The organism is Hafnia psychrotolerans, assembly GCF_014639435.1.
Lineage (GTDB): Bacteria > Pseudomonadota > Gammaproteobacteria > Enterobacterales > Enterobacteriaceae > Ewingella > Ewingella psychrotolerans.
Genome location: NZ_BMFZ01000004.1, coordinates 70,025 through 92,330 on the forward strand (window position 1 = coordinate 70,025; position 22,306 = coordinate 92,330).

The window sequence follows — 22,306 nt, forward strand, 5'->3', positions numbered from 1 at the left end:
AAAAAGGGTGGGATCCTCTCCCCCCCCTTTTTATTATTGCCAATCAGGTTAAGGCTTTCCGCGTTAACCCAACGGCTTATTTTCCGTCAGAAAATCAATAAATACCCGCACTTTAGGCAGCATATGGCGGCGGCTGGGCCAAACCACAGAAAACTTGCCATTATCGTTGAGATAATCACCGAGCACGGACAGCAATGCGCCTCGTTGTAACGCTTCACGCACCAAAAACTCAGGGACATAAGCCAGCCCGACACCCTGCTGCACCGCCTGCAACAACGCCTCCAGATTATTACTACTGAGCACGACCGGCAGAGTGAGCGGTTGCGGGCTGTTGACCGCCCAGGGCTGCAACTGTCCATTAGCCGGAAAACGATAGCGCAGGCAGGCGTGGTGTTGCAGATCCATTGGCGTCAGCGGCGCAGGGTTGGTCTCGAAGTAGCTCGGGCTACCGACAATCACAAAATGAAAAGGTCCCAGCCGCCGCGACATCAATTGCGATGTGGGCAGTTCGCCGCTGCGCACGGCAACATCAATACCCTCCGCAATTAAATCCACCATGCGATCGCTGAAATCCAACTCCAGTTCTACCTGCGGGTAGCGGCGCATGAACTCGGCCAGATGCGGCAATAACATGCGGTAACCGATAGCCGGCATACTGACGCGTAGCTTGCCCCGAGGCTCCGCAGAGACGCGTGACAGCTCCTGCTCCGCCTCCTCAATTTGTGCCACGATCTGCTGGCAGCGTTCAAAAAACAGCTGCCCTTCATCAGTCAGACTGATTCGCCTGGTACTGCGGTTAAAGAGCCGAACACCCAGTTTCCCCTCCAGCCGGGCGACACTTTTACCCACCGCCGAAGAGGAGATGCCCATGCGTTCTCCCGCGGCTACAAAGCTATGAAGCTGTGCAGCCCGAACAAACGCCAGTATGCCGTTAAGATTTTCCATCATGATCACCGCTGAATGTTTAAACGCTATACGAGCCATTCTGTCCGTAATATCCGGACTGTAAGCCTGTTTCGGCAACATTGTAGACATTTTATCATCTCAGTCACTTTCCTGTTTTATGGACACGACCATGACTCAACCTAAACCTCACCCCACGTCTCACATTTCAGGCTCGTCCAGCGTGCTGTTCACCCTCTGTCTGGCGGGGATGATTATGCCGCTGAATTTTGTCAGCGGTGCGGTGGCAACACCGGCCATTGCCCGCGAGTTAGGCGGCAGCGCCCAGGCTCTAAGCTGGATAACCAACGCCTTTATGCTCACTTTCGGCTGTTTTCTGATGGCCACCGGTGCGCTGGCCGATGAGTTTGGCCGTAAAAAGGTATTCATCTGCGGCGTGGCCGTGTTTGGTCTGCTTTCGCTGCTGCAAAGTTTCAGCACTAGCCTGGTGGAGATCGATTTACTGCGCGGTGCGCAAGGCATCGCCGCCGCTGCCGCACTGGCGGGCGGCTCCGCAGCGTTGGCGCAAGAGTTCGATGGGCCAGCACGCACCCGTGCATTCAGTCTGCTCGGCACCAGTTTTGGGATCGGGCTGGCGTTGGGGCCGTTTGTGGCGGGTTTGCTGATTGTGCATTTCGGCTGGCGTGCGGTGTTTCTCTCCTCCACCCTGATCGCCCTGCTTTCTTTGCTGACCGGCGCATGGCGGATGCGGGAGTCACGCAATCCTGACGCCGCAGGTATTGACTGGCCCGGTACGCTGTCCTTCACTGCCATGTTGGCATTGCTGACCTGGGCATTGATGGAGATTCCACAGTACGGTCTGCAAAGCTTGCCGGTTCTGACGATGCTCGGAGGCGCGGCGCTGCTGCTGGCGCTGTTTATCGCCGTGGAACTGCACGTGAAACATCCGATGCTGGATTTGTCGCTGTTTCGTTTCCCACGGTTTATCGGCGTGCAGGCCTTACCGCTGGCGACCGGTTTCTGTTTTGTGGTCCTGCTGGTGCTTCTGCCGATGCAGTTTATTGGCATTGCGGGTCTGAGTGAACAACAGGCCGGGCTGATGATGATGCCGCTATCATTGCCGATGGTGGCCGTACCGCTGATTGCTGCATGGCTGACCCGCTGGATAAGCGCAGGCGTGCTCTGCACCTCGGGTTTAGTGCTGGCGGCGCTGGGTTTATGGTGGCTGAGCGTGGCGGTCAATACGCAAAATGTGGAGCAGATGATTTTACCGATGCTGTTGATCGGGCTGGGCACCGGCATACCATGGGGTTTGATGGACGGGTTGTCGGTCAGCGTGGTGCCAAAAGAGCGAGCCGGTATGGCGACCGGGATTTTCAGTACCACGCGCGTGGCGGGGGAAGGGATTTCACTGGCGACGGTCGGTGCCTTGCTGGCAGCGTTTATGCACGGCGGCCTGGCAGCGCATTTCTCCGACGCAGGGATCGCAGAAGCCAGCCAACGACTGGCGACAGGTAATTTACATCAGGCACAGCGCCTGCTGCCCGATGCCAGCGTCATGCAGTTACAGCAAATATATGGCGCTTCGCTGCATCATCTGCTGCTGTGTCTGGTGGCGATCACGCTGCTATCGGCGGTGGTGGTGCTGTTGACATTGGCAGGAAAAGAGACGGCGACAGGAAGCGACAACAATATACGGTGCTGCTGACGCTAACAGAGTAATCAGGAAGGAAAAACAGACCCGTGCGGCGCAGTCAGTAAAAACTGCCGCACCGGTAGACGTGCAAATTACAGCGCTTTGAGGATCTTCATCGTGGCATCAACGTCAATTTCGTCTTCGGAGAAGATGAAGGTGGTGTTCTGGAAGGTGGTGACTGCCAGCTTTTTCAGCGTGCGTGTCTCTGCTTGCTTCTCTTCTTCTTCCTTCGGGCGGATACGGTTCATTAGCAAGCCAACTGACAGTACCGCGTTCTCTTTATTGATCTGAGATTCCGCAGGCACTTCTTCGCTGTAGGCCAGAAAAGACTTGATACTGGTGATTTTGATACGCTCACCGGCAATGAAAATGTACCGGCTTTCTGGCTCGACTTTTACCGCGAAAGCCGCAAGGCCTTTATTGTTGGTCGTCGGCTCGAACGTCACCACGGCGTCTTTCTTGATCAGCTCAGGGTTGGCGACTTTAATCACGTGGAAATAACGGTTATCGCCGTTTTCATCTTTGATAAAACCGAAACCTTTATCTTCAAACCAGGTTGTGATTGTCCCGTTCATCGCTATAACCGCCTAATTAATCGTTCAACATGTCAAATTTTGCAGCGCGCAGTCTAATGCAGTTCGTGCCTAAAGTCCTGCGATTTACCGCAATACCGCCCTAAAGTCGACAGGTTGAATCAAGGATAGATAAAAAATTTGCTGTGCTTGCCAAATTTCTGGTGTTAATCATTCGCGGCCCAACACCCGCAGACTTCGCTGTTTCAGGATACGGTGAAGGTTAAACTCTAGCCAGTCGGCCAGTCCGGTCGCCTGCTCTTTAACCTCGAGCCCCAGCGGCGACAAACTATACTCAACGTGTGGCGGAACGACCGGATACGAACGTCGGTCAACAAAACCGTCCTCTTCCAAAACCTGAAGCGTCTGGGCCAGCATTTTTTCGCTGATACCTCCAACTTTGCGGCGTAATTCGCTGAACCGCAGTGTTTCTTCGCTCAGGGCGATCAAAATCAGTAAGCCCCAGCGGCTGGTCACGTGACGGAGGATCTCCCTCGACGGACAATTCGGATCGAGGACTTTTCCCTGTCGGAGCTGTTCCGATAGCGTCAAAGGTTCATAAAATTTTTCAGACGGAATGACTTGCATACTTACCTTTTGGTGCGTACTTACAAAAAGTTAGTGTATAGCATAAGATGCTTTCAGAGCCAGTGTCGTGAAGACCTCTTTTGAATAAATCTTTTTTGGAGAAACAACATGATTGCAATTACCGGTGCTACCGGCCAGTTAGGCCGCCTTGTTATCACAGCGCTTCTGAAAAAAATTCCTGCTAATCAAATTATTGCTGCTGTACGCAGCCCTGAAAAAGCACAAGATCTGGCGGCGTTGGGTGTGGAAGTGCGTCAGGCAGATTACAGCCAGCCCGCCACGCTGGAGTCCGCGTTTAAAGGCGTCGAAAAGCTGTTGCTGATTTCGTCGAGTGAAGTGGGGCAGCGCGAAGCGCAACATCAAGCCGTGATCACGGCGGCACAACGTGCGGGCGTTAAATTGCTGGCATATACCAGTTTGCTGCACGCAGATAAAAGCCCGCTGGGTCTGGGCGTGGAACATCGCGCAACAGAAAAAGCGTTAAGCGAATCTGGCGTACCTTTTGTACTGCTGCGTAACGGCTGGTATACCGAAAACTACGCGGCGAGCGTGGCGCCGGCGCTGGCACACAATGCCTTTATCGGCTCCGTAGGCGAAGGTCGTATTTCTTCTGCGACGCGTCAGGACTATGCCGAAGCGGCAGCGGCGGTGCTGAGTCTGGATAATCAGGCCGGTAAGGTCTACGAACTGGCGGGCGACGAATCCTATACGCTGGCTGAGTTCTCTGCAGAAATCGCGCAACAATCAGGCAAAAAAGTGGATTATGTGAATCTGCCGGAAGCCGAGTTTGCTAAAGCGCTGGTGGATGCGGGCTTACCGGAAGGTTTGTCGACTATGCTGGCGGATTCTGATGCTGGTGCTGAAAAAGGGGGCCTGTTTGATGATTCACATTCATTAAGCAAACTGATTGGTCGTCCGACAACCTCCTTCAAAGATGTGATTGCTGCGACGCTGAAATCTCTCTGATTCTTAGGTGTCATTTGTCGGCCTGTTTACCACACATCGAATAACAGGCCGTATTTCCCCTCACCTTCACCGCAGCGCGTGGCGAAACGTGAGATTGAAGCGGTATTGCCCCGTCAGCGGATGCTCGCCTGCTTTTAGAGGCAAAATACCGTGATAGCGAAGACGTGACGGTCCGCCCCACACCACGATATCTCCGTGGGTCAGCGCCACCCGCTGAGTTTTATCACTGCGTTCCAGGCCACCAAATTGAAATGTCGCCGGCAAGCCAAGGGAGACAGAAACAATCGGTGCGCCGAAGTCTTGTTCGTCCTTATCCTGATGCAGTGACATTTTAGCCCCCGGCTGATAGCGATTAATCAGACAGGCATCCGGCTGAAAGTAAGAGAAACCCGCCTGCTCAGCAGCCTCCACCGCCAGTGCATAAAACAGTGGCGGCATCGCGGGCCACGGCTGTTGATTCTCAGGCGACGTTGCCTGATAGCGATATCCCTGAAGATCAGTCACCCAACCGACATCGCCGCAGTTAGTCATGGCGACGGACATCTCGTATCCACCAGGCGTCGCACGGTATTGGAACGGCACCAGATCAGCAATACGCTGGATCTCGGCCAGTAATGCGGCGTCATCTTGCAGCGCACCACCACGCAGCACCACTGCGCCGGGCGCTAACTCCTCACGCCAGTGAGGATGGAAATCCGGGTGGTCGAAAAGATCCAAATTCATGTCCACCTCCTGAAAGCGTTATCCCATCAGTATATACCTTAAATAATGCGTTAAGGCTGGCGGTATACAGCGCGTTTCCGCTAAGGTTTGGTTAACGATTCAAATCAGTTCTTATCCAGGAGGCACTATGAGCCGCGAAATTAACAAAGACACCCAACTGTGTATGTCACTGTCTGGGCGTCCGGGCAACTTCGGCACCCGTTTTCACAACTATTTGTACCAGGCGTTGGATCTGAATTTCATCTACAAGGCGTTTACTACGAAGGATATTGAAGCGGCCGTTAAAGGCGTACGGGCGCTGGGTATTCGAGGTTGTGCGGTATCAATGCCATTCAAGGAAGCCTGCATAACGTTTCTGGATGAGCTCGATCCTTCCGCCACGGCCATCCAGTCGGTCAATACTATCGTTAATGACGACGGTGTTCTGCGGGCCTACAACACGGATTATATCGCCGTGGCTAAATTGCTGAACAGCTACCAGGTTCCACATGATGCCGTGTTCGCGCTGCGCGGCAGCGGTGGTATGGGTAAAGCCGTCGTCGCTGCACTTCGCGATGCCGGTTTCAAAAATGGTTATATCATTGCCCGCAATGAAAAAAATGGCCGTGAACTGGCGCAGGAATACGGTTACTCGTGGAAAAGCGACGTGGGTAGTTTAGCGGTGGATATGCTTATCAACGTCACGCCGATTGGCATGGCAGGCGGCCCCGAGGCGGATTCACTGGCCTTTGAACCGGAAGTGATCGAGCGAGCTTCTATCATCTTCGACGTGGTGGCTCTGCCGGTGGAGACACCGCTAATCCGTTACGGACGTGAGCACCATAAGCAGGTGATCACAGGCGCCGAGGTGGCGACGCTTCAGGCGGTAGAACAGTTCGTGTTGTATACCGGAAAACACCCGGATGATGCCCTGATTGCGCAAGCCGCGACGCACGCCCGGGGATGACGTACGCCTAAAGATAAGGACACGCACCAACAGAATGCACGAAAACGGCCCGAAATTTCATCGCGGGCCATCTATATTGAGACGAAAAAAGTGATTACTTAACCGCACCAATCTGCTCTGCGCCGACTAAACCGACTTTCAGATAACCGGCTTTTCGCAGGGTATCCATCACGCTCATCAGCGTTTCATAATCGACCGACTTATCAGCCTGGAAGAAAATGGTGCTCTGTTTGTCACCGTGAGTACGTTGATCAAGCTGTTCAGTGAGGTTATCGCGATTAACAGCGTTGTCCCCCAAATAGAGTTGCTTGTCAGCTTTCACCGTCAGGAACACCGGCTTTTCCGGGCGCGGCTGCGGCTTAGCGGTCGAGGCGGGTAAATCGACTCGCACATCAACGGTCGCCAGTGGCGCGGCCACCATGAAGATGATCAACAACACCAACATCACATCGATAAAAGGCGTGACGTTAATGTCATGCATTTCACCACTTTCGTCGAGATCGTCATTTAAACGTATGGCCATGATTGATTACCCTACGCGCAACTGGCGATCGGCCAGGGGCCGCGGTGTTTCACCTGCGCTGGCGGCCAGATCCAGATCACGTCCCTGCAACAGTAAAATCTGCGCTGCCACATCCCCCACCTGATGGCGGTAAGAGCCGATGGTACGGGCGAAGATATTGTAAATGACGACCGCGGGGATCGCGGCAATCAGGCCAACGGCAGTGGCCAACAGAGCTTCCGCAATGCCAGGAGCGACGACGGCAAGATTGGTGGTTTGCGTCTGTGCAATGCCGATAAAGCTGTTCATGATGCCCCAAACCGTACCGAACAAGCCGACAAACGGGGAGATCGCGCCGATAGTGGCGAGAATACCATTACCACGGCCCATATGGCGGCCGGCAGCACTGACGCGGCGCTCCAGACGAAAACCCGTACGATCCTTGATGCCGCTGTTGTCGGTGGATCCCGCTGACAGTTCGAGTTCGTTTTGAGCATCGCGCACCATTTGGCTGCTGATGCTGTTGGCGTCAAAATTTTCTGCCTGCTCAGCGGCTTCATCCAGCGTACGTACCGTTTCCAGCGCGGCGAACTCACGGCGCAAACGGCGTTTGCCGCTCCACACTTCCGCACCTTTGCTAAACAGCAGTGTCCAGGTTACCACCGAGGCCAGCAACAGCCCAATCATCACGATTTTCACTATCACGTCAGCATGGTGATACATACCAAGCACGGAGAGATCTTTAGGGATCACTGGCTGCGCTGCCACATTGTCGACAGGCACAGCGTTGACCGGCGTCACTGCCGTAGGCGTTTCGTTGGTGCTGGCGGCCGGTTGGGCGGTCTGTGTTACAGCTTCAGCTGCCGCCGAAGAAGGCGCCGCGTAAGCGTTGCCTGCGAAGCAGGCTACCAAAACTAATGACATCAAAAATGACGCCATCTCTTTCATCTTATTGCGAGCCATTTTCAAGCGTCGCCTCCAGCCAGAATCAATGTGTACGGGGATTAATAGCGCCAAATCATATCAAAAAAGAAGCTCGAATTGATAGTGGTTCTCATTATTATTTACATTATCGCAGTTCGACACGCCCATATTATTGACCAGTAACGTGCATTTTGGGGGGATATCAGCCTGCCGGGCAGGCTTTGTTAAAACGTATAGCGGAAATTTTTTCATTCATCGGCCAAAAACCGTACCCTACCTCAAGTGCATGTTAAATTAATAGCAAGGACAAGGCCGCGCCGGATGACGCTGGCCGTTATGATAATAAACGGGTGAAACAGGCATATGTCTTCGAAAAAAATCGAAACCACACTGATCAGCGCTGGCCGTGACAAAAAGTACACATTGGGTTCTGTTAATTCCGTGATCCAGCGAGCCTCATCACTGGTGTTCAACACGGTAGCCGATAAAAAACATGCCACCAAAAACCGCGCCGATGGTGAACTGTTTTATGGCCGTCGCGGTACGCTGACTCACTTCTCATTCCAGGAGGCGATGGTCGAACTGGAAGGCGGTGCGGGTTGTGCACTTTACCCGTGCGGCGCGGCAGCGGTCAGCAACGCTATTCTGTCGTTTGTCTCCAGCGGCGACAACATTCTGGTGGCAGGTTCAGCCTATGAACCCACACAGGATTTCGCCGAAAAAGTGTTGAGAAAGCTCGGCATCAGCACCACCTATTTCCCGGCTACGATTGGTGGTGAACTCGGTTCGTTGATGCAGCCGAACACCAAAGTGGTGTTCCTGGAAGCGCCAGGCTCAATCACCATGGAAATGCCCGATATTCCGGCGATGGTTCGCGCCGTCCGTGCGGTGAACCCGGACGTTGTGGTGATGATCGACAACACCTGGGCGGCAGGAATTTTGTTTAAAGCGCTGGAGTTTGATATCGATATTTCGATTCAGGCTGGCACCAAGTACATCATCGGCCACTCTGACGCGATGATCGGCACCGCCGTCAGTAATGCGCGCTGCTGGGAACAGCTGCGTGAACACTCCTACCTGATGGGCCAGATGGTCGATGCCGATACAGCTTACGTCGCCAGCCGTGGTTTGCGCACACTCAGCATCCGCCTGCGTCAACATGAAGAGAGTAGCATCCAGATAGCACAGTGGCTGGCAGAGCGCCCGGAAGTGGCAAGGGTCAACCATCCTGCGCTACCAGGAAGCGCCGGTCACGCATTCTGGAAACGTGATTTCACCGGCAGCTGCGGTCTATTCTCTTTCGTGCTGAAACAACGGCTGAGTGATCAACAGTTGGCGGATTATCTCGACCACTTCGAACATTTCAGCATGGCCTATTCGTGGGGCGGTTTCGAGTCACTGGTGCTGGCCAACCAACCCGAAGAGATCCAAGCGATCCGCCCGGCAGAAACCGTCGACTTCAGCGGTACTCTGGTTCGGCTACATATCGGCCTGGAAAATCGCGACGATCTGCTCGCCGACCTGGAGAACGCCTTCCGCCGTATTGCCGCTAAAGGCTGATGATTGCGACAGACAGCGCAGATTCGCATCCTGTTTGTCGATATTTAGCTCAGGAGATGTCATTAATTTGTCTGCGTAAAGGCATAGCCTCAGCGAATGACGTATGAGACTTCTATAGCTACGTTGAATATTACTGCTCTTGAACATTGTCCTCAGATCAACCTCGGCGCGACCGATCTGCGTTACACTGACCCCGTGGCCGTTTTTCACAGAACCCTGACAGGACAGACTATGGCAGTACTGAACGATATTTTTCATGCATTGTGGCAGCATGACTTCAGCGTCCTCGCTGACCCCAAAGTACTTTGGGTGGTGTATACCATTCTATTTGTGACACTTTTCCTCGAAAATGGCCTGCTTCCCGCCTCATTCCTACCGGGTGATAGCCTGCTATTATTAACCGGTGCGTTGATTGCAAAAGGAGTGATGAGTTTTATACCAACACTGATCATTCTGGTGATTGCCGCTAGCCTGGGGTGCTGGCTGAGTTATATTCAGGGTCGCTGGTTAGGCCATACTAAACTGGTGAAAGGCTGGCTATTACAGCTTCCGGCACATTACCATCAGCGCGCGCATGAGCTGTTTACAAAGCATGGATTAATGGCGCTGCTGATTGGCCGTTTTCTGGCATTTGTTCGTACGCTACTGCCAACCATCGCCGGTATCTCGGGACTGAGTAATGCCCGCTTCCAGCTGTTTAACTGGCTAAGCGCACTGTTGTGGGTCGGCGTGGTCATTTCACTGGGCTTCGCCCTTAGCCATATTCCGGTTGTCAAACGCCATGAAGATCAGGTGATGGCTGGGTTGATGATCTTGCCGGTATTGCTTTTAGTGCTGGGGCTGACAGGCGCACTGCTGATGGTCTGGAAGAAACGAAAATGTAAATCCACGCTCTCTGCCGGTAAGTGCAAAACCAAACCCGCTGAATAGCGGGTTTTTTATGCCTATTATCGGATCAGCGTATCCGCTAATGTCATCGAGTGACCTTCGCGCGCCCGCGCCATCTCATCACTGGGCGTCACGCCAAAGTAACGCTTAAACTCCCGACTAAACTGCGACGCACTTTCATAGCCGACGCACAATGCCGCCGAACTGGCTTTCAATCCGTCGTACATAATCATCATCCGCGCTTTATGCAGCCGGTAGGTCTTCAGATATTGCAGCGGCGAGGTACTGGTGACCGCCTTAAAGTTATGGTGAAACGCTGAGATGCTCATGTTGACTTCACTGGCCAGCAGCTCAACGCTGAGGTTGTCAGCGTACTGGCTTTCAATACGGCGCAGTGCTTTGGCAATCTGGCCGAAGTGTGTGTGGCGGTTAACCAGCGCCTGCAAAGCGCCACCGTTGTCGCTGGTTAACACCATAAACAGGATCTCACGGATGATCTGCGGACCTAACACTTTGGCACGTAAAGGTTTCTCCATCGCATCAAGCAAGCGTTCAGCGGCGCACAGAATGTCTTCATCCAGCACGCCAGAACTGATACCAGACGATTGATCTTTTTGTCCGGTAAAACCGGCCTCTTCCATGTCCATCAGCAAATCTTGCAACATGACGGTGTTAATACTGATTTGGATCCCAGCGAGCGGATGCGCTGTCGTAGCAAAGGTTTCACATTCGAAAGGTAATGGCACCGTCAGCATCAGGTAGTTTTTGGGATCATAGGAAAATGTGCGCTTACCCAGATAACCGATTTTACTGCCCTGAAACAGAATCACCAGGCCGGGGTTATACAGCACGGGCGTGCGTGGGTGATGCCGCTTGGTGTGCATTAGCGAAACCTGCGGCACGATCGATTGGCTGAGCAGTTTATCGCCACTCAACCGGGCAACATGCAACGCCAGCCGGGTACAAAGCGCCTCAACATCTACCATTCTCCACTTCCTTCACTCTCAATGATCCGGCACTGATTTTGCCATGGATGCGCTATTTCCTACAGGGTTTAACAGAAACAGGCAAGTTTTAGACAGGAATGAGCATCATTTTTGTTCCAGGATATTGTTAGGGTGTTAATTAAATATTGAGGGCGTGACAGAAATCAGCACAAATGCTGCTAGCTGCTAGGCTTTAGAAAGCACCTGAGGTTTTGCAAAACCTTCATCTGATTACATCTGACTATAACCCCCCCGGTTAAACTGGAGAAACTCATGGCAACGCAACCCATCATTAAACTTCACGATGGCAACAAAATGCCTCAGTTAGGACTCGGCGTATGGAAGGCCAGCAACGAAGAAGCAAGCAACGCCGTCACCACCGCGATCAACGCCGGTTATCGCCACATAGATACCGCTGCGATTTATAAAAATGAGGAGGGCGTGGGCGACGCGCTGAAGGCCATAACCGTCCCGCGTGAAGAGTTGTTCATTACCACCAAACTTTGGAATGATGACCAGTTGGATGCACAAGCAGCACTGGAAACCAGCCTGAAGAAGTTAGGCCTCGATTATATTGATCTCTATCTGATTCACTGGCCGAAAGCCGATCAGGGCAACTTTGTCGAAGCCTGGAAGCAGTTACAGACGCTGAAGGAACAAGGGTTGGCGAAGAGTGTCGGCGTGTGTAATTTCCACATCCCGCATCTGCAAAAACTTAAAGATGAAACCGGGATCTTCCCAGTAGTGAACCAGATTGAGCTGCATCCATTGCTGCAACAGCGTCAGTTGCATGCCTGGAACGCCACGCACAATATTGCTACCGAATCCTGGAGCCCGCTGGCACAAGGCGGCGAAGGCGTGTTCAACCAGCCACTGATCCAAAAGCTGGCGGAAAAGTATGATAAAACCCCGGCGCAAGTGGTGATCCGTTGGCATCTGGACAACGGCCTGATTGTGATCCCTAAATCCGTGACGCCAAAACGTATTCACGAAAACTTTGACGTGTTTGATTTCAAACTAGAGAAGGAAGAATTAGCAGAAGTCGCCAAGCTGGATGCCGGTAAACGTTTAGGCCCGGATCCAGACACGTTTTAATTCGCGTCTGTCTTCAGCATGACTGAAAGCAAAAAACCGCCACGGCGGTTTTTTTATGTCTGACGTAGACTGACGGGTACTTACCGGCGTTACACCGACGGCGTGATGACCATCTGCCCGGTAGAGCCGCGGTCGGCCATCTCCAGCGCTCCGCTATAGTAGAGGAATGGGAAATGCTCGTAGGATGGCTGGTTGAAGTAAACCAATAGTTCGACATCACCATCGACCCACACGGTATCTTTGAATCCGGCATCTTCCACCAGCGGCGTAGCACCATTGACGCTTTTCACCAGGAAGGAGACGCCCTGAACGTGGAACGGTTGCGGCATGTCAGCATGTACATTCCAGCGCTCCCATGAACCCTGCTGAGTCGTGACGTCAATACGGCTGATATCCCAGAGAGAACCATTGATGCCCGGCGGGTTATCACCCAGACGGAATTCACGGGTACGGGAGACACTGCCAGTGAGGATTTGATCGGCCAGCAACCGCATCGGAAGATTGTCGGTCACCAAGGGTAACAGGCCTGTCGGTTTAAGCGTCAATACCAGCGCAGAAACCAGGATGCTAGAGGGTTCGAACAAGCCGCGGAGACGGTCCATCACACCGGCAGCTTCACCGGCAGTAATGGACACTTCGTCACCCTGCGACATATCAATCAAAACTTCGCGGCGCTCGCCCGGTGCCAGAGAGAGCCGCTGAACGCTTACCGGTGCCGGTAAGAAGCCAAGATCGGAGCCCACCACATGGAAAGCGCGATTGTCACTGAGGCTAAGCTGATAGCGCCGGGCATTAGATGCATTAAGCAGACGCAGGCGCACCCAGCCCCGTGAAACCTCGACAAATGGCCCCTGAACACCATTGACCAGCATGGTGTCCCCAAAGAACCCGCCTGACGCCGGAGTGTCATATTGCGGCACGCCGAAGTTGTCGAGACGCTTGTCCTGAATGATCACCGGGAAGTCATCGACACCGTAGTGGTTTGGTAGCGGTAGGCTTTTGCTGACCGGATCTTCAATAAGCCACATCCCTGCCAGCCCGTTATAGACGTGCGGCCCCATGCGACCTGGCGTGTTGGCGTGATACCAACACGTGGCGGCAGGTTGGCGGATAGGCAAAACCGGTGACCAGTCGACGCCCGGCGAAATCATGCGTGCGCCCCCACCAGCCAGCGTTCCCGGTACCTGTAAGCCGCTGACGGTTACCGACACCGGTTCAGACAGGCGATTGCTGTAAATCAGCTTGACGTCATCACCGCTGTAGACCCGCACCGTCGGTCCAAGGTACATACCATTGAATCCCCAGACCGGCGCTTTATTCCCCCCGAGGAACGACCAGTGGGCTGACTGCATGGTCAGAAATAATGGCTGCCCACGGCGGGACTCTATCAATGGCGGAACGGGTAATGCTGGTTGCGATCCACTCGCTTGTGCCCTCAGCGGCAATGCACCTGCGGCGAGTGCCAGGCCAGATGCTTGCAGGAATGAACGACGACTGAGAGACATATTTTCTCCATGAAAACAAAATCAAAAACATGTTAACGCCCCATTGCCTTCATTGGCTGAGAGCGGAAAAGGAGGACTACTTTTTCGTTTTGGCTGTAGCCTGCCGCTGGGCGACTTCGGCGTCAAGTTCTGCAATTTTGTCAGCCATAACCTGATGACAGTGATTGGAGAGCTCACGCAACCGCTCTTTACCATACTGTGAGGTATCAATCGGCGGCAGCATTTCAATAATGACCAGCCCATTGGACCAACGGTTGAGCTTAATTGTATCGTTGGTGTTGGACACGCAGATCGGCACGATCGGCACGCCGGCTGAAATTGCCGCATGGAAGGCACCGGTTTTAAATGGCATCAGGCCACGGCCACGGCTGCGCGTTCCTTCCGGGAACATCCAGATGGAGATGTTTTTCTTATTGATATGATCCACCACCTGCGAAATAGTGGTATGGGCTTTAGCGCGATTATCACGATCAATCAACAAGTTACCCGTTAACCAGTAGAGCTGACCAAAGAACGGAATCCATGCCAGGCTTTTTTTGCCTACGGTCACAGTTCTTGGCTGGACCATGGACGAAACGGTAACCATGTCATAATTGTTCTGATGGTTGGCAATATAGATGCATTTGCCGTAATGCGCTGCTTCATGCGGGATCCGCTTTTCCAGGGTAATACCCAGGACCGGCGCCAGACGCGCGAACATATGGCCGAAGGTGGCCACATGTTTCGGGTTTCTCGGACTGAACAGGCAATAAATGCAACCCAAAATAGACAGCAGAATCGAATAGATAACGACGATGATCAGACGCAAAATAAATAACATAACATCCTCTTAAGCATACCGCCGGAGCCCGCAGAAAACCCCGCAGCCCCCTTTCCTCCGCGCTGGGCTATTCTCAGGCCTCAGTCAGCGCTACACAACGGTTTTATTAATACATTTGTAAAATTTTTGCGCTCTGCTGTAACGTCGAAGCGGCCTCACTTTAACAACGCATTCAGGGCACTAATGTGCCCTGAATCATCCGGCCGGGATCGGTTACCTGATCGCGTTATTCTTCACTGTCGCCCATGGACTGACGCAATGGCGAGTCAGTTTCAATACGATCGATACGTTGCAGACCACGTGGCAACAGAGTGCCTTTGCGACCACGTTCTGCGCGGAATTTTTGTAACTCTTCCGGTCGCAGGGTCAACTTACGTTTGCCGACGTACAGGGTCAGTGAAGTTTGCGGTGGCAACACCCGCAGCCAGACCAGTTTGTCTTCGCCCGATGCCGCCTGCGCAGAAGGAATTGATACAATTTTATTCCCCTTCCCTTTCGACAGCTGCGGCAAATCAGCAACCGGGAACAGCAACATACGTCCCGCAGCGGTGATCGACAGTAACATGTCGTCGTCACCGTGCAGTTCGATTGGCGGCAGTGCTTTGGCGTTATCTGGCAAGGTGATCATCACTTTACCGGCACGGTTACGCGCCACTAAATCGTTGAAGGTACAGACAAAGCCGTAACCCGCATCTGAGGCCATCAGCAGTTTCTGATCGTCCGGCGCCATCAGCACTTGTTCGATCGTCGCGCCCGGCGGTGGGGTTAATTTCCCCGTCAGCGGTTCGCCCTGACCACGTGCTGAAGGCAGCGTCATCGGATCCAGCGCATAGCTGCGTCCGGTGGAGTCAATGAAGACCACCGGCTGGTTACTCTTGCCTTTGGCCGCAGCACGGAAGCTGTCACCGGCTTTGTAGCTCAGACCGTTCGCGTCAATATCGTGGCCTTTCGCACTGCGTACCCAGCCCATTTGAGAAAGCACAATGGTGACCGGCTCAGACGGCACAAAATCATGCTCGCTCATGGCTTTAGCTTCTTCACGCTCGGTGATGGGCGAGCGGCGATCGTCACCATAGGCCTCAACATCGGCCTGAATTTCTTTGCGGATTAACGTGCTGAGCTTACGTTCCGACCCAAGGAGCGCTTGTAACTGATCGCGCTCTTTCGCCAGTTCAGCTTGCTCACCGCGAATTTTGACCTCTTCGAGTTTTGCCAAATGGCGTAATTTCAACTCAAGGATCGCTTCGGCCTGCGTTTCACTCAGATCAAAGCGGGCCATCAGTACCGGTTTAGGTTCATCTTCGGTACGGATGATATGGATAACTTCGTCAATGCTCAGGAAGGCTGTCAGTAAACCTTCGAGGATATGCAGACGCTTCAGAACTTTATCAAGACGGAAGTTCAGGCGGCGGCGCACGGTATCGCGGCGGTAGGACAGCCATTCAGTCAGGATTTCCACCAGCCCTTTCACCGACGGGCGGTTATCCAGACCAATCATGTTCATGTTGATACGGTAACTACGTTCCAGATCGGTGGTAACAAACAGATGGCTCATCACCTGCTCGAGATCAACACGGTTGGAACGTGGCACCACCACCAGACGGGTTGGATTCTCGTGATCGGATTCATCACGCAGATCTTCGACCATCGGCAGCTTTTTATTACGCATCTGGGCGGCGATTTGCTCCAGCACTTTGGCACCTGACACCTGGTGCGGCAAAGCGGTGATGACCGCGCTACCGTCTTCTTTGTGCCACACAGCGCGCATCCGCACAGAGCCCTTGCCGGATTCATAAATTTTACGGATTTCGTTACGCGGGGTGATGATTTCGGCTTCCGTCGGGAAGTCAGGCCCCTGGACGAATTCCAGCAAATCTTCCAGCGTACTGCCCGGTTTTTCCAGCAACGCAATAGCGGCGTTAGCAACTTCACGAATATTGTGCGGCGGAATGTCCGTTGCCATCCCCACCGCAATACCTGTCGTACCGTTCAGCAGAATGTTCGGCAGACGCGCTGGCAGGGTTTTGGGCTCTTGCATGGTGCCGTCAAAGTTCGGTACGTAATTGACCGTACCCTGACCCAGCTCGCGCAGCAGTACGTCGGCGTATTTTGACAGACGCGATTCGGTATAACGCATGGCGGCGAAAGATTTCGGGTCATCCGGCGCCCCCCAGTTCCCCTGACCGTCGACCAGCGGATAGCGGTAAGAAAAGGGTTGTGCCATCAGCACCATGGCTTCATAGCAGGCGCTGTCACCGTGCGGATGATATTTACCTAGCACGTCACCGACAGTACGGGCGGATTTTTTGAATTTGGCGTTATTACTCAGGCCGAGTTCGGACATCGCATAAATAATGCGGCGTTGCACCGGCTTGAGGCCGTCACCGATAAACGGCAGCGCGCGGTCCATGATCACATACATGGAATAGTTGAGATAGGCGTTCTCAGTAAACGTGTGCAGCGCTAAACGCTCTGTACCGTCATGAGTTATTTCGCTCATTGATTAATCCTCAGACCCGTGGCGTTATCGTTTTGGAAAATAAGGAGGCTCACACTTGCAGGGACACAACATTGCCCGCTACGTGGCGATGGTGTCCGCGATAGTACATCATCTGCCGCATTCCTGTCACAGTTGCTGTGATACTGCCCGTTACCCGCGTGGAAGTTGTCTATAAAGTGGCTTACATTGTTCTTAACACCTATTGAGTCGCCCCATTATTGCATCTGAGTCAATAGTATTGTGCGCAATATCACATTTTTCTGCGATAAAGTTTTGAGTAGACTGTTTGACAACAGTTTATCAACGAGACCCTACAACATGAGCAATATCCTGATTATTAATGCCGGCAAAACCTTCGCCCACTCAAAAGGCGCACTGAACAACAGCCTGACTGACGTCGGCTCACGTTTCTTGCGCGACGCCGGCCACGACGTGCGTATAACCGTGCTGGAAGAGGGGTATGACGTCCAGACCGAAATTGAAAGTTATTTGTGGGCAGACACCATTATTTATCAACAACCGGGCTGGTGGATGGGTATGCCATGGACACTGAAAAAATATATTGATGAGGTCTTCACCGAAGGTCACGGCAAACTGTACGCCAGCGATGGCCGTACCCGTTCAGACGCTACGCAGAAATATGGCTCAGGCGGCTTGTTACAGGGCAAGAGCTACATGCTCTCCGTGACATGGAATGCTCCGCAGGAAGCTTTTGAAGATAAAGAGCAATTTTTCCACGGTGTGGGCGTTGATGGCGTGTATCTGGCACAGCATAAAGCCAATCAGTTCATTGGCCTGGATACGCTGCCTACTTTCATGTGTAACGACGTCATCAAGCAACCGAATGTCGAGGGCCATTTTGCTCGTTACCGTGCGCACCTTGAATATGTGTTTGGACAGGCTTAAGTTTAGTCTTCGCATCGACATTTTCCGAGAGGCACCAAGAGGATTTTATGATCACTGTTATTGCAGAAATCAAAGTAAAGCCAGGCCGCCGCGACGCGATACTAGAAAAAATCACAGCACTGTTACCGAGTGTTCTCGCAGAGAAAGGCTGTCATCGCTATGAGCCCTACGTTGATTTCAACGGTCAGATCCCATGGCGCAAAACCGTTCCAGATTCCATTTTCATGCTCGAAGAGTGGAAAAGTCTAGCGCACCTTGAAGCACACCAACAAGCCGCGCATATGGACCAGCACCGCGAAAATATCAAAGCTGACGTACTGGATGTGGTGATCCATATCATCGAAAAAGCGTGATGATTGGATTCCAGACTAAGATACACGGCGCAACTACAGGGATGAGACGTCCCTGTGGAAACATCATCCCTGTGTTTCCTCTAAAGTCTGCCATTTCATAACCTTCATAAACAAAACACCGGAGGCTCTACAGCGCCGGTGTTTTTTAGGGTGAAGCTGAACAGTAATCCCCCGGTAAGTCTGCCGGTTGGTAAAATAGACTATCCTGCTCAACGATAATATCGGTGCAGGCTCATCGTAAATTGTGCTGTTAGATAGCGGCTTCGCTTTGTCGGAGTACTGTTCACCGGCATGAGAAAAGAAGAGTAAAAAAATGAGGGGCCTTCGTTTATTATTTACTCTTCTAATTAATATAAGAGTCGGGCTATCATATTAGCTATATATATACCGGGGGGAGCATCCCGTCCCGTTTTCATCTTTGCATAGACGGTATAAGTTCTTGAAACGGTATCATTAGCAGCAATGCTGTAACTATCACTTACAATGTTTGGAGCGCTATTACCCCATATTTCCTGATAGCTTGCTGTTTTATATGTATTAAAAAAATTGCTGTGAGAACCCGATGTCATTTCATGCTCAGAATTAATATTTTGGCTATCTATAATTATTTTATATTCTACATTAGCAGACGTATCTCCGTTGCGACAAACTACAGTAAGGGTGGCGGTAGTTTGCCTTTCTTTTCCCGCAACCCCCTCTATAGAGCCAAAAGTTAACGGCGTGGATGATATTTCACAATGATAGGCTAACGCCTCTCCGGAAATTGACATCAGCGTAATGCATAGTAAGTATCTTAATTTCATCATCAGACTCCACTAATACATATTAAAGGCCCTATTTCTTGCAGAGAACCCACCTTTGGTTTGTAATCGAAATTCACATAGCAGTCAGGACGGCCATCAATGGTCACTTTGAGTTTGCTATGTTCAACCAATTCATCGAAATAAGTCATCCCATCATAGCCAACCATCGCTTTCAACCTACTATTGATTAGTGTTGCCAGACTGCCTAAAGGTATTGGGATATGGTGTTCATCAACCAGCCGTAATGTCGCGCCACGCGTTTGGTGTATAGGGAACTTGACTAAAACACCGGACTGTTCTTTAGGCGTTATGTCGACAGTGTCAGTCTCCAGAGAAACATCCATTGGCACATCATTGGGATTGATTGAGAGATGATTGAGCTCATATGAGCGAAGGTCTCCAATAAAAAGCAGACCCTCTTTGTCGGTTTTTCCGACAGAACGGTTCTCTTGAAAAACCTCGATCCCAGATAGGCCATTGGTATCTACCAAAGCAAAACTGTCTTGTATGGTATTAGTTGCAAAAACATGACCATCGATCTCAGTAATAGCGCCACGCAATGTTGTGCGTAACGATTGCCCTGAAGCACCTTGCTCGAATTGGGCTCCCATCAATCCGAAATGGGATTCATATTCAAGACCTGCTGACTGCATAGATGAAGAGCCATTTTGTTCTGTTAAGTTCCAGCTCATATCCCCTTTTTGAACTGCGGAGTGATTTACCTGCAAACTTTGATTGCTACTCCCTCCACTTATATTTGTGCTCATGCTAACCATCGTTTTTTGTCCCAATGGCATGGAAAACCCTAAAAACACGCCACTATTATTATGGTAATTAAAATCATGCAACAATGTAATGTAGCCAAATGCACTTAAGAATGGCAAAGAAGTTGAATAGGTAGCTGATAACGTAGAGGTCTGAACGCGTTCTGATTCATAATTATAATCATTGTAATAATTGACTAGTCGTTGCGCGTAAACTAGCCCAAGTGAGCCTTTTCCTGCTATGGGAAAACCCATATTTATACGTAATGTCGTTCCAGGGGTTCCTTCACCATAAGCCGCTGCCAAATCATAAAAACTTGAGTCAGCTTTCAATAGACTAAATCCGTAACTTAATTCATGTACATTACGGGAGAAGCTTAAACCGTATTGACTGCCATTTTTTTGCAACGACCCACCCACTGCAAGCGAAGCGGATAATACACCGAAATCGTCCACAAGCAGATGGGTGCCGAAACCGCCCATTACGACTTTTTCACTTGCCTCAAGATGGCTTTCCATCGTTAGCCAAGAAGCGATGCCTCGACGGTAACTTGCTGAGGCAGCACCTCCGGCGTAATCATTAGAGCGACTGGCATATTGTCGTCTCACAGAACCAACTTCAAAACTTAGAGATTCCAAATCTTTCTGCAACAGGGTGTTACTCGTGTAAAACCGTAAATTCTGGATATTCTTCCTTCCGCTGGCGTCCTTAATCACCATAGATACCTCTCCACCACCATCGGTGACCGGTAATTGATTAACCTCAAATGGCCCTGGCTCAGCCTGAGTGGACATTTGGTGAATTCCGTTGACATAAATATCCAGCGATGATGGAACGGCGACTTCACCACGGATCCCTGGTCGCGGATACGTCACCAGATCGGGCCGCAATCCAAAGTTAGTGGTCATCTGCATGCCAATCATCCGTACTGGACGGGTCCACGCTAATCCACTATTTATATAGTCGCCAGTGTTCCAGGTTCGCATGGTTCCCAGATCTGAAATTTTATAGGTGCTATTAAGTCTTACTGTTTTATGTATATAGGCATTCTGAGTTTTTGTTGCATTATTACTTAATACACCATGCTTATCGAAAAGACGCAACTCAGCTGAAATACTGTTGCTATTCTCTCCAGCGGAACGAGTAAACTCAGAATTATAGTTAAAGACTGCACCGGTATTGCTTTGAAACGGATTCTTTTTTGGTGGTAAGTTATGGGTATTCAACTGCTGTGGAATCTGACTTTCGACTGGCACAGTGATGAACAAGGCTTGTGCATTTTCGTCTAAATACCACGAACTACCTTCTATATTATCCAGTGATATTAATCCGTCATCTTCAATTTCGGGATTTTTTTTCGCCACTAATCCTGAGTCGGTAAATTGTGTTTTAGTAAAATAAAACAAACCATCTTTTTGGACAACTTCCTGAATATTATTATGGTCTTGCCCGTTGACAATGACATTAAGTAATAAATCACCCATTGATTCCTTACTCAGTATTGTAGACGGGCAAAACAGTGCAATGATAAATACACTAAATATTGGATAGTTTTCCTGCCATAACATCAGTTTTCTGGGCCCAGACTTACCCATTGGTCCAATTCATTCTGAGGCCCTAAATTCACCACATGAATGCGAGAACCCATATTTAATAAATTACGTTTTTTTCTGATGTCCCATCGGTGCTCATTACCCGCTAATATATACGGCATACTAGGACCGGTAAGTTGTAATACCTCACCTCCTTTTGTGGATGCGGTAATTTTCGACAGAATACTATGAGAAGAACCGCGGTTGGCCGCCACCAATACCAGTTTATCGCCCTCACGCTCGATGCGAAACTGTACGTCGGATTTAGCTTCAACACTGTTTGAAGCAAACACAGGTACGCTGAAGCGTAAAGTAAGTTGAACTTTATTACCGACGTGATCGGGTATCTGATCAAATACGACACGATAAGATTGCTCATCATTTTCATCAACAGTGCGTAAGAGCAAACGCACAGTCTGAGACTTCCCTGGTCCAATAGTCGCGAATGTTGGGCTGATAATAAGATTAGAGGTTGGAAGAAAGGTATCGTCATTTCCTTTCTGTACCCAACGGTAACAACGTATCTGTACTAATGCAGAACTTTCGGAAGTATTCGTTAACTTAAAACTAGCAGAACGATGGTCTGATGATAAATTTTGACGAATGGGTACAATCGCCAATGCTTGCGCGTAAGCCTGGGAGACCATCGCCCACATGACTGCCAACATAATTGCGCGGACAAGAACCATTCTAATCAACATTCAATGAGTCTT

At 51.2% G+C, this 22,306-nt stretch carries 21 protein-coding genes; 8 read left to right on the forward strand and 13 right to left on the reverse strand.

Annotation, left to right across the window (positions count from 1 at the left end):
- Positions 1-63: 63 nt before the first annotated feature.
- On the reverse strand, positions 64-945 hold the full coding sequence (locus tag IEV89_RS08670; protein ID WP_188473238.1) for a LysR family transcriptional regulator: 882 nt from the start codon (positions 943-945) through the stop codon (positions 64-66).
- A gap of 130 nt (positions 946-1,075) precedes the next feature.
- Here IEV89_RS08670 and IEV89_RS08675 point away from each other — a divergent pair, with 130 nt between their 5' ends.
- Positions 1,076-2,611, forward strand: a complete 1,536-nt coding sequence (locus tag IEV89_RS08675; protein ID WP_188472563.1) for an MFS transporter — start codon at positions 1,076-1,078, stop codon at positions 2,609-2,611.
- 80 nt (positions 2,612-2,691) lie between these two features.
- Here IEV89_RS08675 and IEV89_RS08680 read toward each other — a convergent pair whose 3' ends face one another.
- Both IEV89_RS08680 and IEV89_RS08685 read right to left on the reverse strand, forming a co-directional pair.
- Positions 2,692-3,180: a cold-shock protein gene (locus tag IEV89_RS08680; RefSeq protein ID WP_188473240.1), complete on the reverse strand. Its 489-nt coding sequence runs from the start codon at positions 3,178-3,180 to the stop codon at positions 2,692-2,694.
- Positions 3,181-3,342: 162 nt separating this feature from the next.
- Entirely contained in the window at positions 3,343-3,759 is a 417-nt protein-coding gene (locus IEV89_RS08685) for a winged helix-turn-helix transcriptional regulator (protein ID WP_188472564.1), read from the reverse strand.
- Between the two features lie 108 nt (positions 3,760-3,867).
- On the opposite strand from IEV89_RS08685, the gene IEV89_RS08690 reads away from it, so the two are divergent.
- A complete protein-coding gene (locus IEV89_RS08690) occupies positions 3,868-4,725 on the forward strand; it encodes an SDR family oxidoreductase (protein WP_188472567.1) in 858 nt (285 codons plus the stop codon).
- A 66-nt stretch (positions 4,726-4,791) separates the two neighbouring features.
- Here IEV89_RS08690 and alkB read toward each other — a convergent pair whose 3' ends face one another.
- Entirely contained in the window at positions 4,792-5,448 is a 657-nt protein-coding gene (alkB, locus tag IEV89_RS08695) for a DNA oxidative demethylase AlkB (RefSeq protein WP_188472569.1), read from the reverse strand.
- Positions 5,449-5,575: 127 nt separating this feature from the next.
- Here alkB and IEV89_RS08700 point away from each other — a divergent pair, with 127 nt between their 5' ends.
- Complete coding sequence (locus IEV89_RS08700; RefSeq protein ID WP_188472578.1) at positions 5,576-6,394, forward strand: shikimate 5-dehydrogenase; 819 nt, start codon at positions 5,576-5,578, stop codon at positions 6,392-6,394.
- 94 nt (positions 6,395-6,488) lie between these two features.
- Here IEV89_RS08700 and exbD read toward each other — a convergent pair whose 3' ends face one another.
- Positions 6,489-6,917, reverse strand: coding sequence for a TonB system transport protein ExbD (exbD, locus tag IEV89_RS08705; RefSeq protein ID WP_188472581.1), 429 nt, complete (start codon positions 6,915-6,917; stop codon positions 6,489-6,491).
- Positions 6,918-6,923: 6 nt separating this feature from the next.
- Positions 6,924-7,859 carry a tol-pal system-associated acyl-CoA thioesterase gene (gene exbB / locus IEV89_RS08710; RefSeq protein ID WP_188472583.1) on the reverse strand — a complete coding sequence of 312 codons (936 nt, stop codon included), beginning with the start codon at positions 7,857-7,859 and terminating at the stop codon, positions 6,924-6,926.
- Between the two features lie 324 nt (positions 7,860-8,183).
- Here exbB and metC point away from each other — a divergent pair, with 324 nt between their 5' ends.
- Both metC and IEV89_RS08720 read left to right on the forward strand, forming a co-directional pair.
- A complete protein-coding gene (gene metC, locus IEV89_RS08715; RefSeq protein ID WP_188472585.1) occupies positions 8,184-9,380 on the forward strand; it encodes a cystathionine beta-lyase in 1,197 nt (398 codons plus the stop codon).
- 231 nt (positions 9,381-9,611) lie between these two features.
- A complete protein-coding gene (locus IEV89_RS08720) occupies positions 9,612-10,310 on the forward strand; it encodes a DedA family protein (protein WP_188472587.1) in 699 nt (232 codons plus the stop codon).
- 17 nt (positions 10,311-10,327) lie between these two features.
- On the opposite strand, the gene IEV89_RS08725 is transcribed toward IEV89_RS08720, so the two are convergent.
- Positions 10,328-11,254: an AraC family transcriptional regulator gene (locus IEV89_RS08725; protein WP_188472589.1), complete on the reverse strand. Its 927-nt coding sequence runs from the start codon at positions 11,252-11,254 to the stop codon at positions 10,328-10,330.
- 273 nt (positions 11,255-11,527) lie between these two features.
- Between IEV89_RS08725 and dkgA the strand changes: the two genes are divergently transcribed.
- A complete protein-coding gene (gene dkgA, locus IEV89_RS08730) occupies positions 11,528-12,349 on the forward strand; it encodes a 2,5-didehydrogluconate reductase DkgA (RefSeq protein WP_188472591.1) in 822 nt (273 codons plus the stop codon).
- A gap of 89 nt (positions 12,350-12,438) precedes the next feature.
- Here the strand turns inward: dkgA and ftsP are convergent, their stop codons facing one another.
- From ftsP to parC, 3 genes are all read right to left on the reverse strand, one after another.
- Complete coding sequence (gene ftsP / locus IEV89_RS08735) at positions 12,439-13,854, reverse strand: cell division protein FtsP (RefSeq protein ID WP_188472593.1); 1,416 nt, start codon at positions 13,852-13,854, stop codon at positions 12,439-12,441.
- Positions 13,855-13,930: 76 nt separating this feature from the next.
- Complete coding sequence (locus tag IEV89_RS08740; RefSeq protein WP_188472595.1) at positions 13,931-14,674, reverse strand: 1-acylglycerol-3-phosphate O-acyltransferase; 744 nt, start codon at positions 14,672-14,674, stop codon at positions 13,931-13,933.
- A gap of 226 nt (positions 14,675-14,900) precedes the next feature.
- Positions 14,901-17,174, reverse strand: a complete 2,274-nt coding sequence (gene parC, locus IEV89_RS08745) for a DNA topoisomerase IV subunit A (RefSeq protein WP_188472597.1) — start codon at positions 17,172-17,174, stop codon at positions 14,901-14,903.
- A gap of 318 nt (positions 17,175-17,492) precedes the next feature.
- Between parC and IEV89_RS08750 the strand changes: the two genes are divergently transcribed.
- Positions 17,493-18,080 carry an NAD(P)H-dependent oxidoreductase gene (locus IEV89_RS08750; RefSeq protein WP_188472599.1) on the forward strand — a complete coding sequence of 196 codons (588 nt, stop codon included), beginning with the start codon at positions 17,493-17,495 and terminating at the stop codon, positions 18,078-18,080.
- Positions 18,081-18,127: 47 nt separating this feature from the next.
- Positions 18,128-18,433, forward strand: coding sequence for a putative quinol monooxygenase (locus IEV89_RS08755; protein WP_188472601.1), 306 nt, complete (start codon positions 18,128-18,130; stop codon positions 18,431-18,433).
- A gap of 347 nt (positions 18,434-18,780) precedes the next feature.
- On the opposite strand, the gene IEV89_RS08760 is transcribed toward IEV89_RS08755, so the two are convergent.
- Genes IEV89_RS08760 through IEV89_RS08770 form a run of 3 tightly spaced genes read right to left on the reverse strand, consistent with a single transcriptional unit; the run spans position 18,781 to position 22,294 of the window.
- On the reverse strand, positions 18,781-19,239 hold the full coding sequence (locus tag IEV89_RS08760; RefSeq protein WP_188472603.1) for a spore coat protein U domain-containing protein: 459 nt from the start codon (positions 19,237-19,239) through the stop codon (positions 18,781-18,783).
- Entirely contained in the window at positions 19,239-21,596 is a 2,358-nt protein-coding gene (locus tag IEV89_RS08765) for a fimbria/pilus outer membrane usher protein (protein WP_188472605.1), read from the reverse strand. Before IEV89_RS08765 ends, IEV89_RS08760 begins: the two co-directional genes overlap by 1 nt.
- Positions 21,569-22,294, reverse strand: a complete 726-nt coding sequence (locus IEV89_RS08770; RefSeq protein ID WP_188472607.1) for a fimbrial biogenesis chaperone — start codon at positions 22,292-22,294, stop codon at positions 21,569-21,571. Before IEV89_RS08770 ends, IEV89_RS08765 begins: the two co-directional genes overlap by 28 nt.
- Positions 22,295-22,306: the final 12 nt, after the last annotated feature.

What these genes read in the sequence shown, in the direction of transcription:
- IEV89_RS08670 (WP_188473238.1), bottom strand. Translation starts at nt 945, where the DNA reads ATGGAAAATCTTAACGGCATACTGGCGTTTGTTCGGGCTGCACAGCTT.
- IEV89_RS08675 (WP_188472563.1), top strand. Translation starts at nt 1,076, where the DNA reads ATGACTCAACCTAAACCTCACCCCACGTCTCACATTTCAGGCTCGTCC.
- IEV89_RS08685 (WP_188472564.1), bottom strand. Translation starts at nt 3,759, where the DNA reads ATGCAAGTCATTCCGTCTGAAAAATTTTATGAACCTTTGACGCTATCG.
- IEV89_RS08690 (WP_188472567.1), top strand. Translation starts at nt 3,868, where the DNA reads ATGATTGCAATTACCGGTGCTACCGGCCAGTTAGGCCGCCTTGTTATC.
- alkB (WP_188472569.1), bottom strand. Translation starts at nt 5,448, where the DNA reads ATGAATTTGGATCTTTTCGACCACCCGGATTTCCATCCTCACTGGCGT.
- IEV89_RS08700 (WP_188472578.1), top strand. Translation starts at nt 5,576, where the DNA reads ATGAGCCGCGAAATTAACAAAGACACCCAACTGTGTATGTCACTGTCT.
- exbD (WP_188472581.1), bottom strand. Translation starts at nt 6,917, where the DNA reads ATGGCCATACGTTTAAATGACGATCTCGACGAAAGTGGTGAAATGCAT.
- exbB (WP_188472583.1), bottom strand. Translation starts at nt 7,859, where the DNA reads ATGGCTCGCAATAAGATGAAAGAGATGGCGTCATTTTTGATGTCATTA.
- metC (WP_188472585.1), top strand. Translation starts at nt 8,184, where the DNA reads ATGTCTTCGAAAAAAATCGAAACCACACTGATCAGCGCTGGCCGTGAC.
- IEV89_RS08720 (WP_188472587.1), top strand. Translation starts at nt 9,612, where the DNA reads ATGGCAGTACTGAACGATATTTTTCATGCATTGTGGCAGCATGACTTC.
- IEV89_RS08725 (WP_188472589.1), bottom strand. Translation starts at nt 11,254, where the DNA reads ATGGTAGATGTTGAGGCGCTTTGTACCCGGCTGGCGTTGCATGTTGCC.
- dkgA (WP_188472591.1), top strand. Translation starts at nt 11,528, where the DNA reads ATGGCAACGCAACCCATCATTAAACTTCACGATGGCAACAAAATGCCT.
- ftsP (WP_188472593.1), bottom strand. Translation starts at nt 13,854, where the DNA reads ATGTCTCTCAGTCGTCGTTCATTCCTGCAAGCATCTGGCCTGGCACTC.
- IEV89_RS08740 (WP_188472595.1), bottom strand. Translation starts at nt 14,674, where the DNA reads ATGTTATTTATTTTGCGTCTGATCATCGTCGTTATCTATTCGATTCTG.
- parC (WP_188472597.1), bottom strand. Translation starts at nt 17,174, where the DNA reads ATGAGCGAAATAACTCATGACGGTACAGAGCGTTTAGCGCTGCACACG.
- IEV89_RS08750 (WP_188472599.1), top strand. Translation starts at nt 17,493, where the DNA reads ATGAGCAATATCCTGATTATTAATGCCGGCAAAACCTTCGCCCACTCA.
- IEV89_RS08755 (WP_188472601.1), top strand. Translation starts at nt 18,128, where the DNA reads ATGATCACTGTTATTGCAGAAATCAAAGTAAAGCCAGGCCGCCGCGAC.
- IEV89_RS08760 (WP_188472603.1), bottom strand. Translation starts at nt 19,239, where the DNA reads ATGATGAAATTAAGATACTTACTATGCATTACGCTGATGTCAATTTCC.
- IEV89_RS08765 (WP_188472605.1), bottom strand. Translation starts at nt 21,596, where the DNA reads ATGGGTAAGTCTGGGCCCAGAAAACTGATGTTATGGCAGGAAAACTAT.
- IEV89_RS08770 (WP_188472607.1), bottom strand. Translation starts at nt 22,294, where the DNA reads ATGTTGATTAGAATGGTTCTTGTCCGCGCAATTATGTTGGCAGTCATG.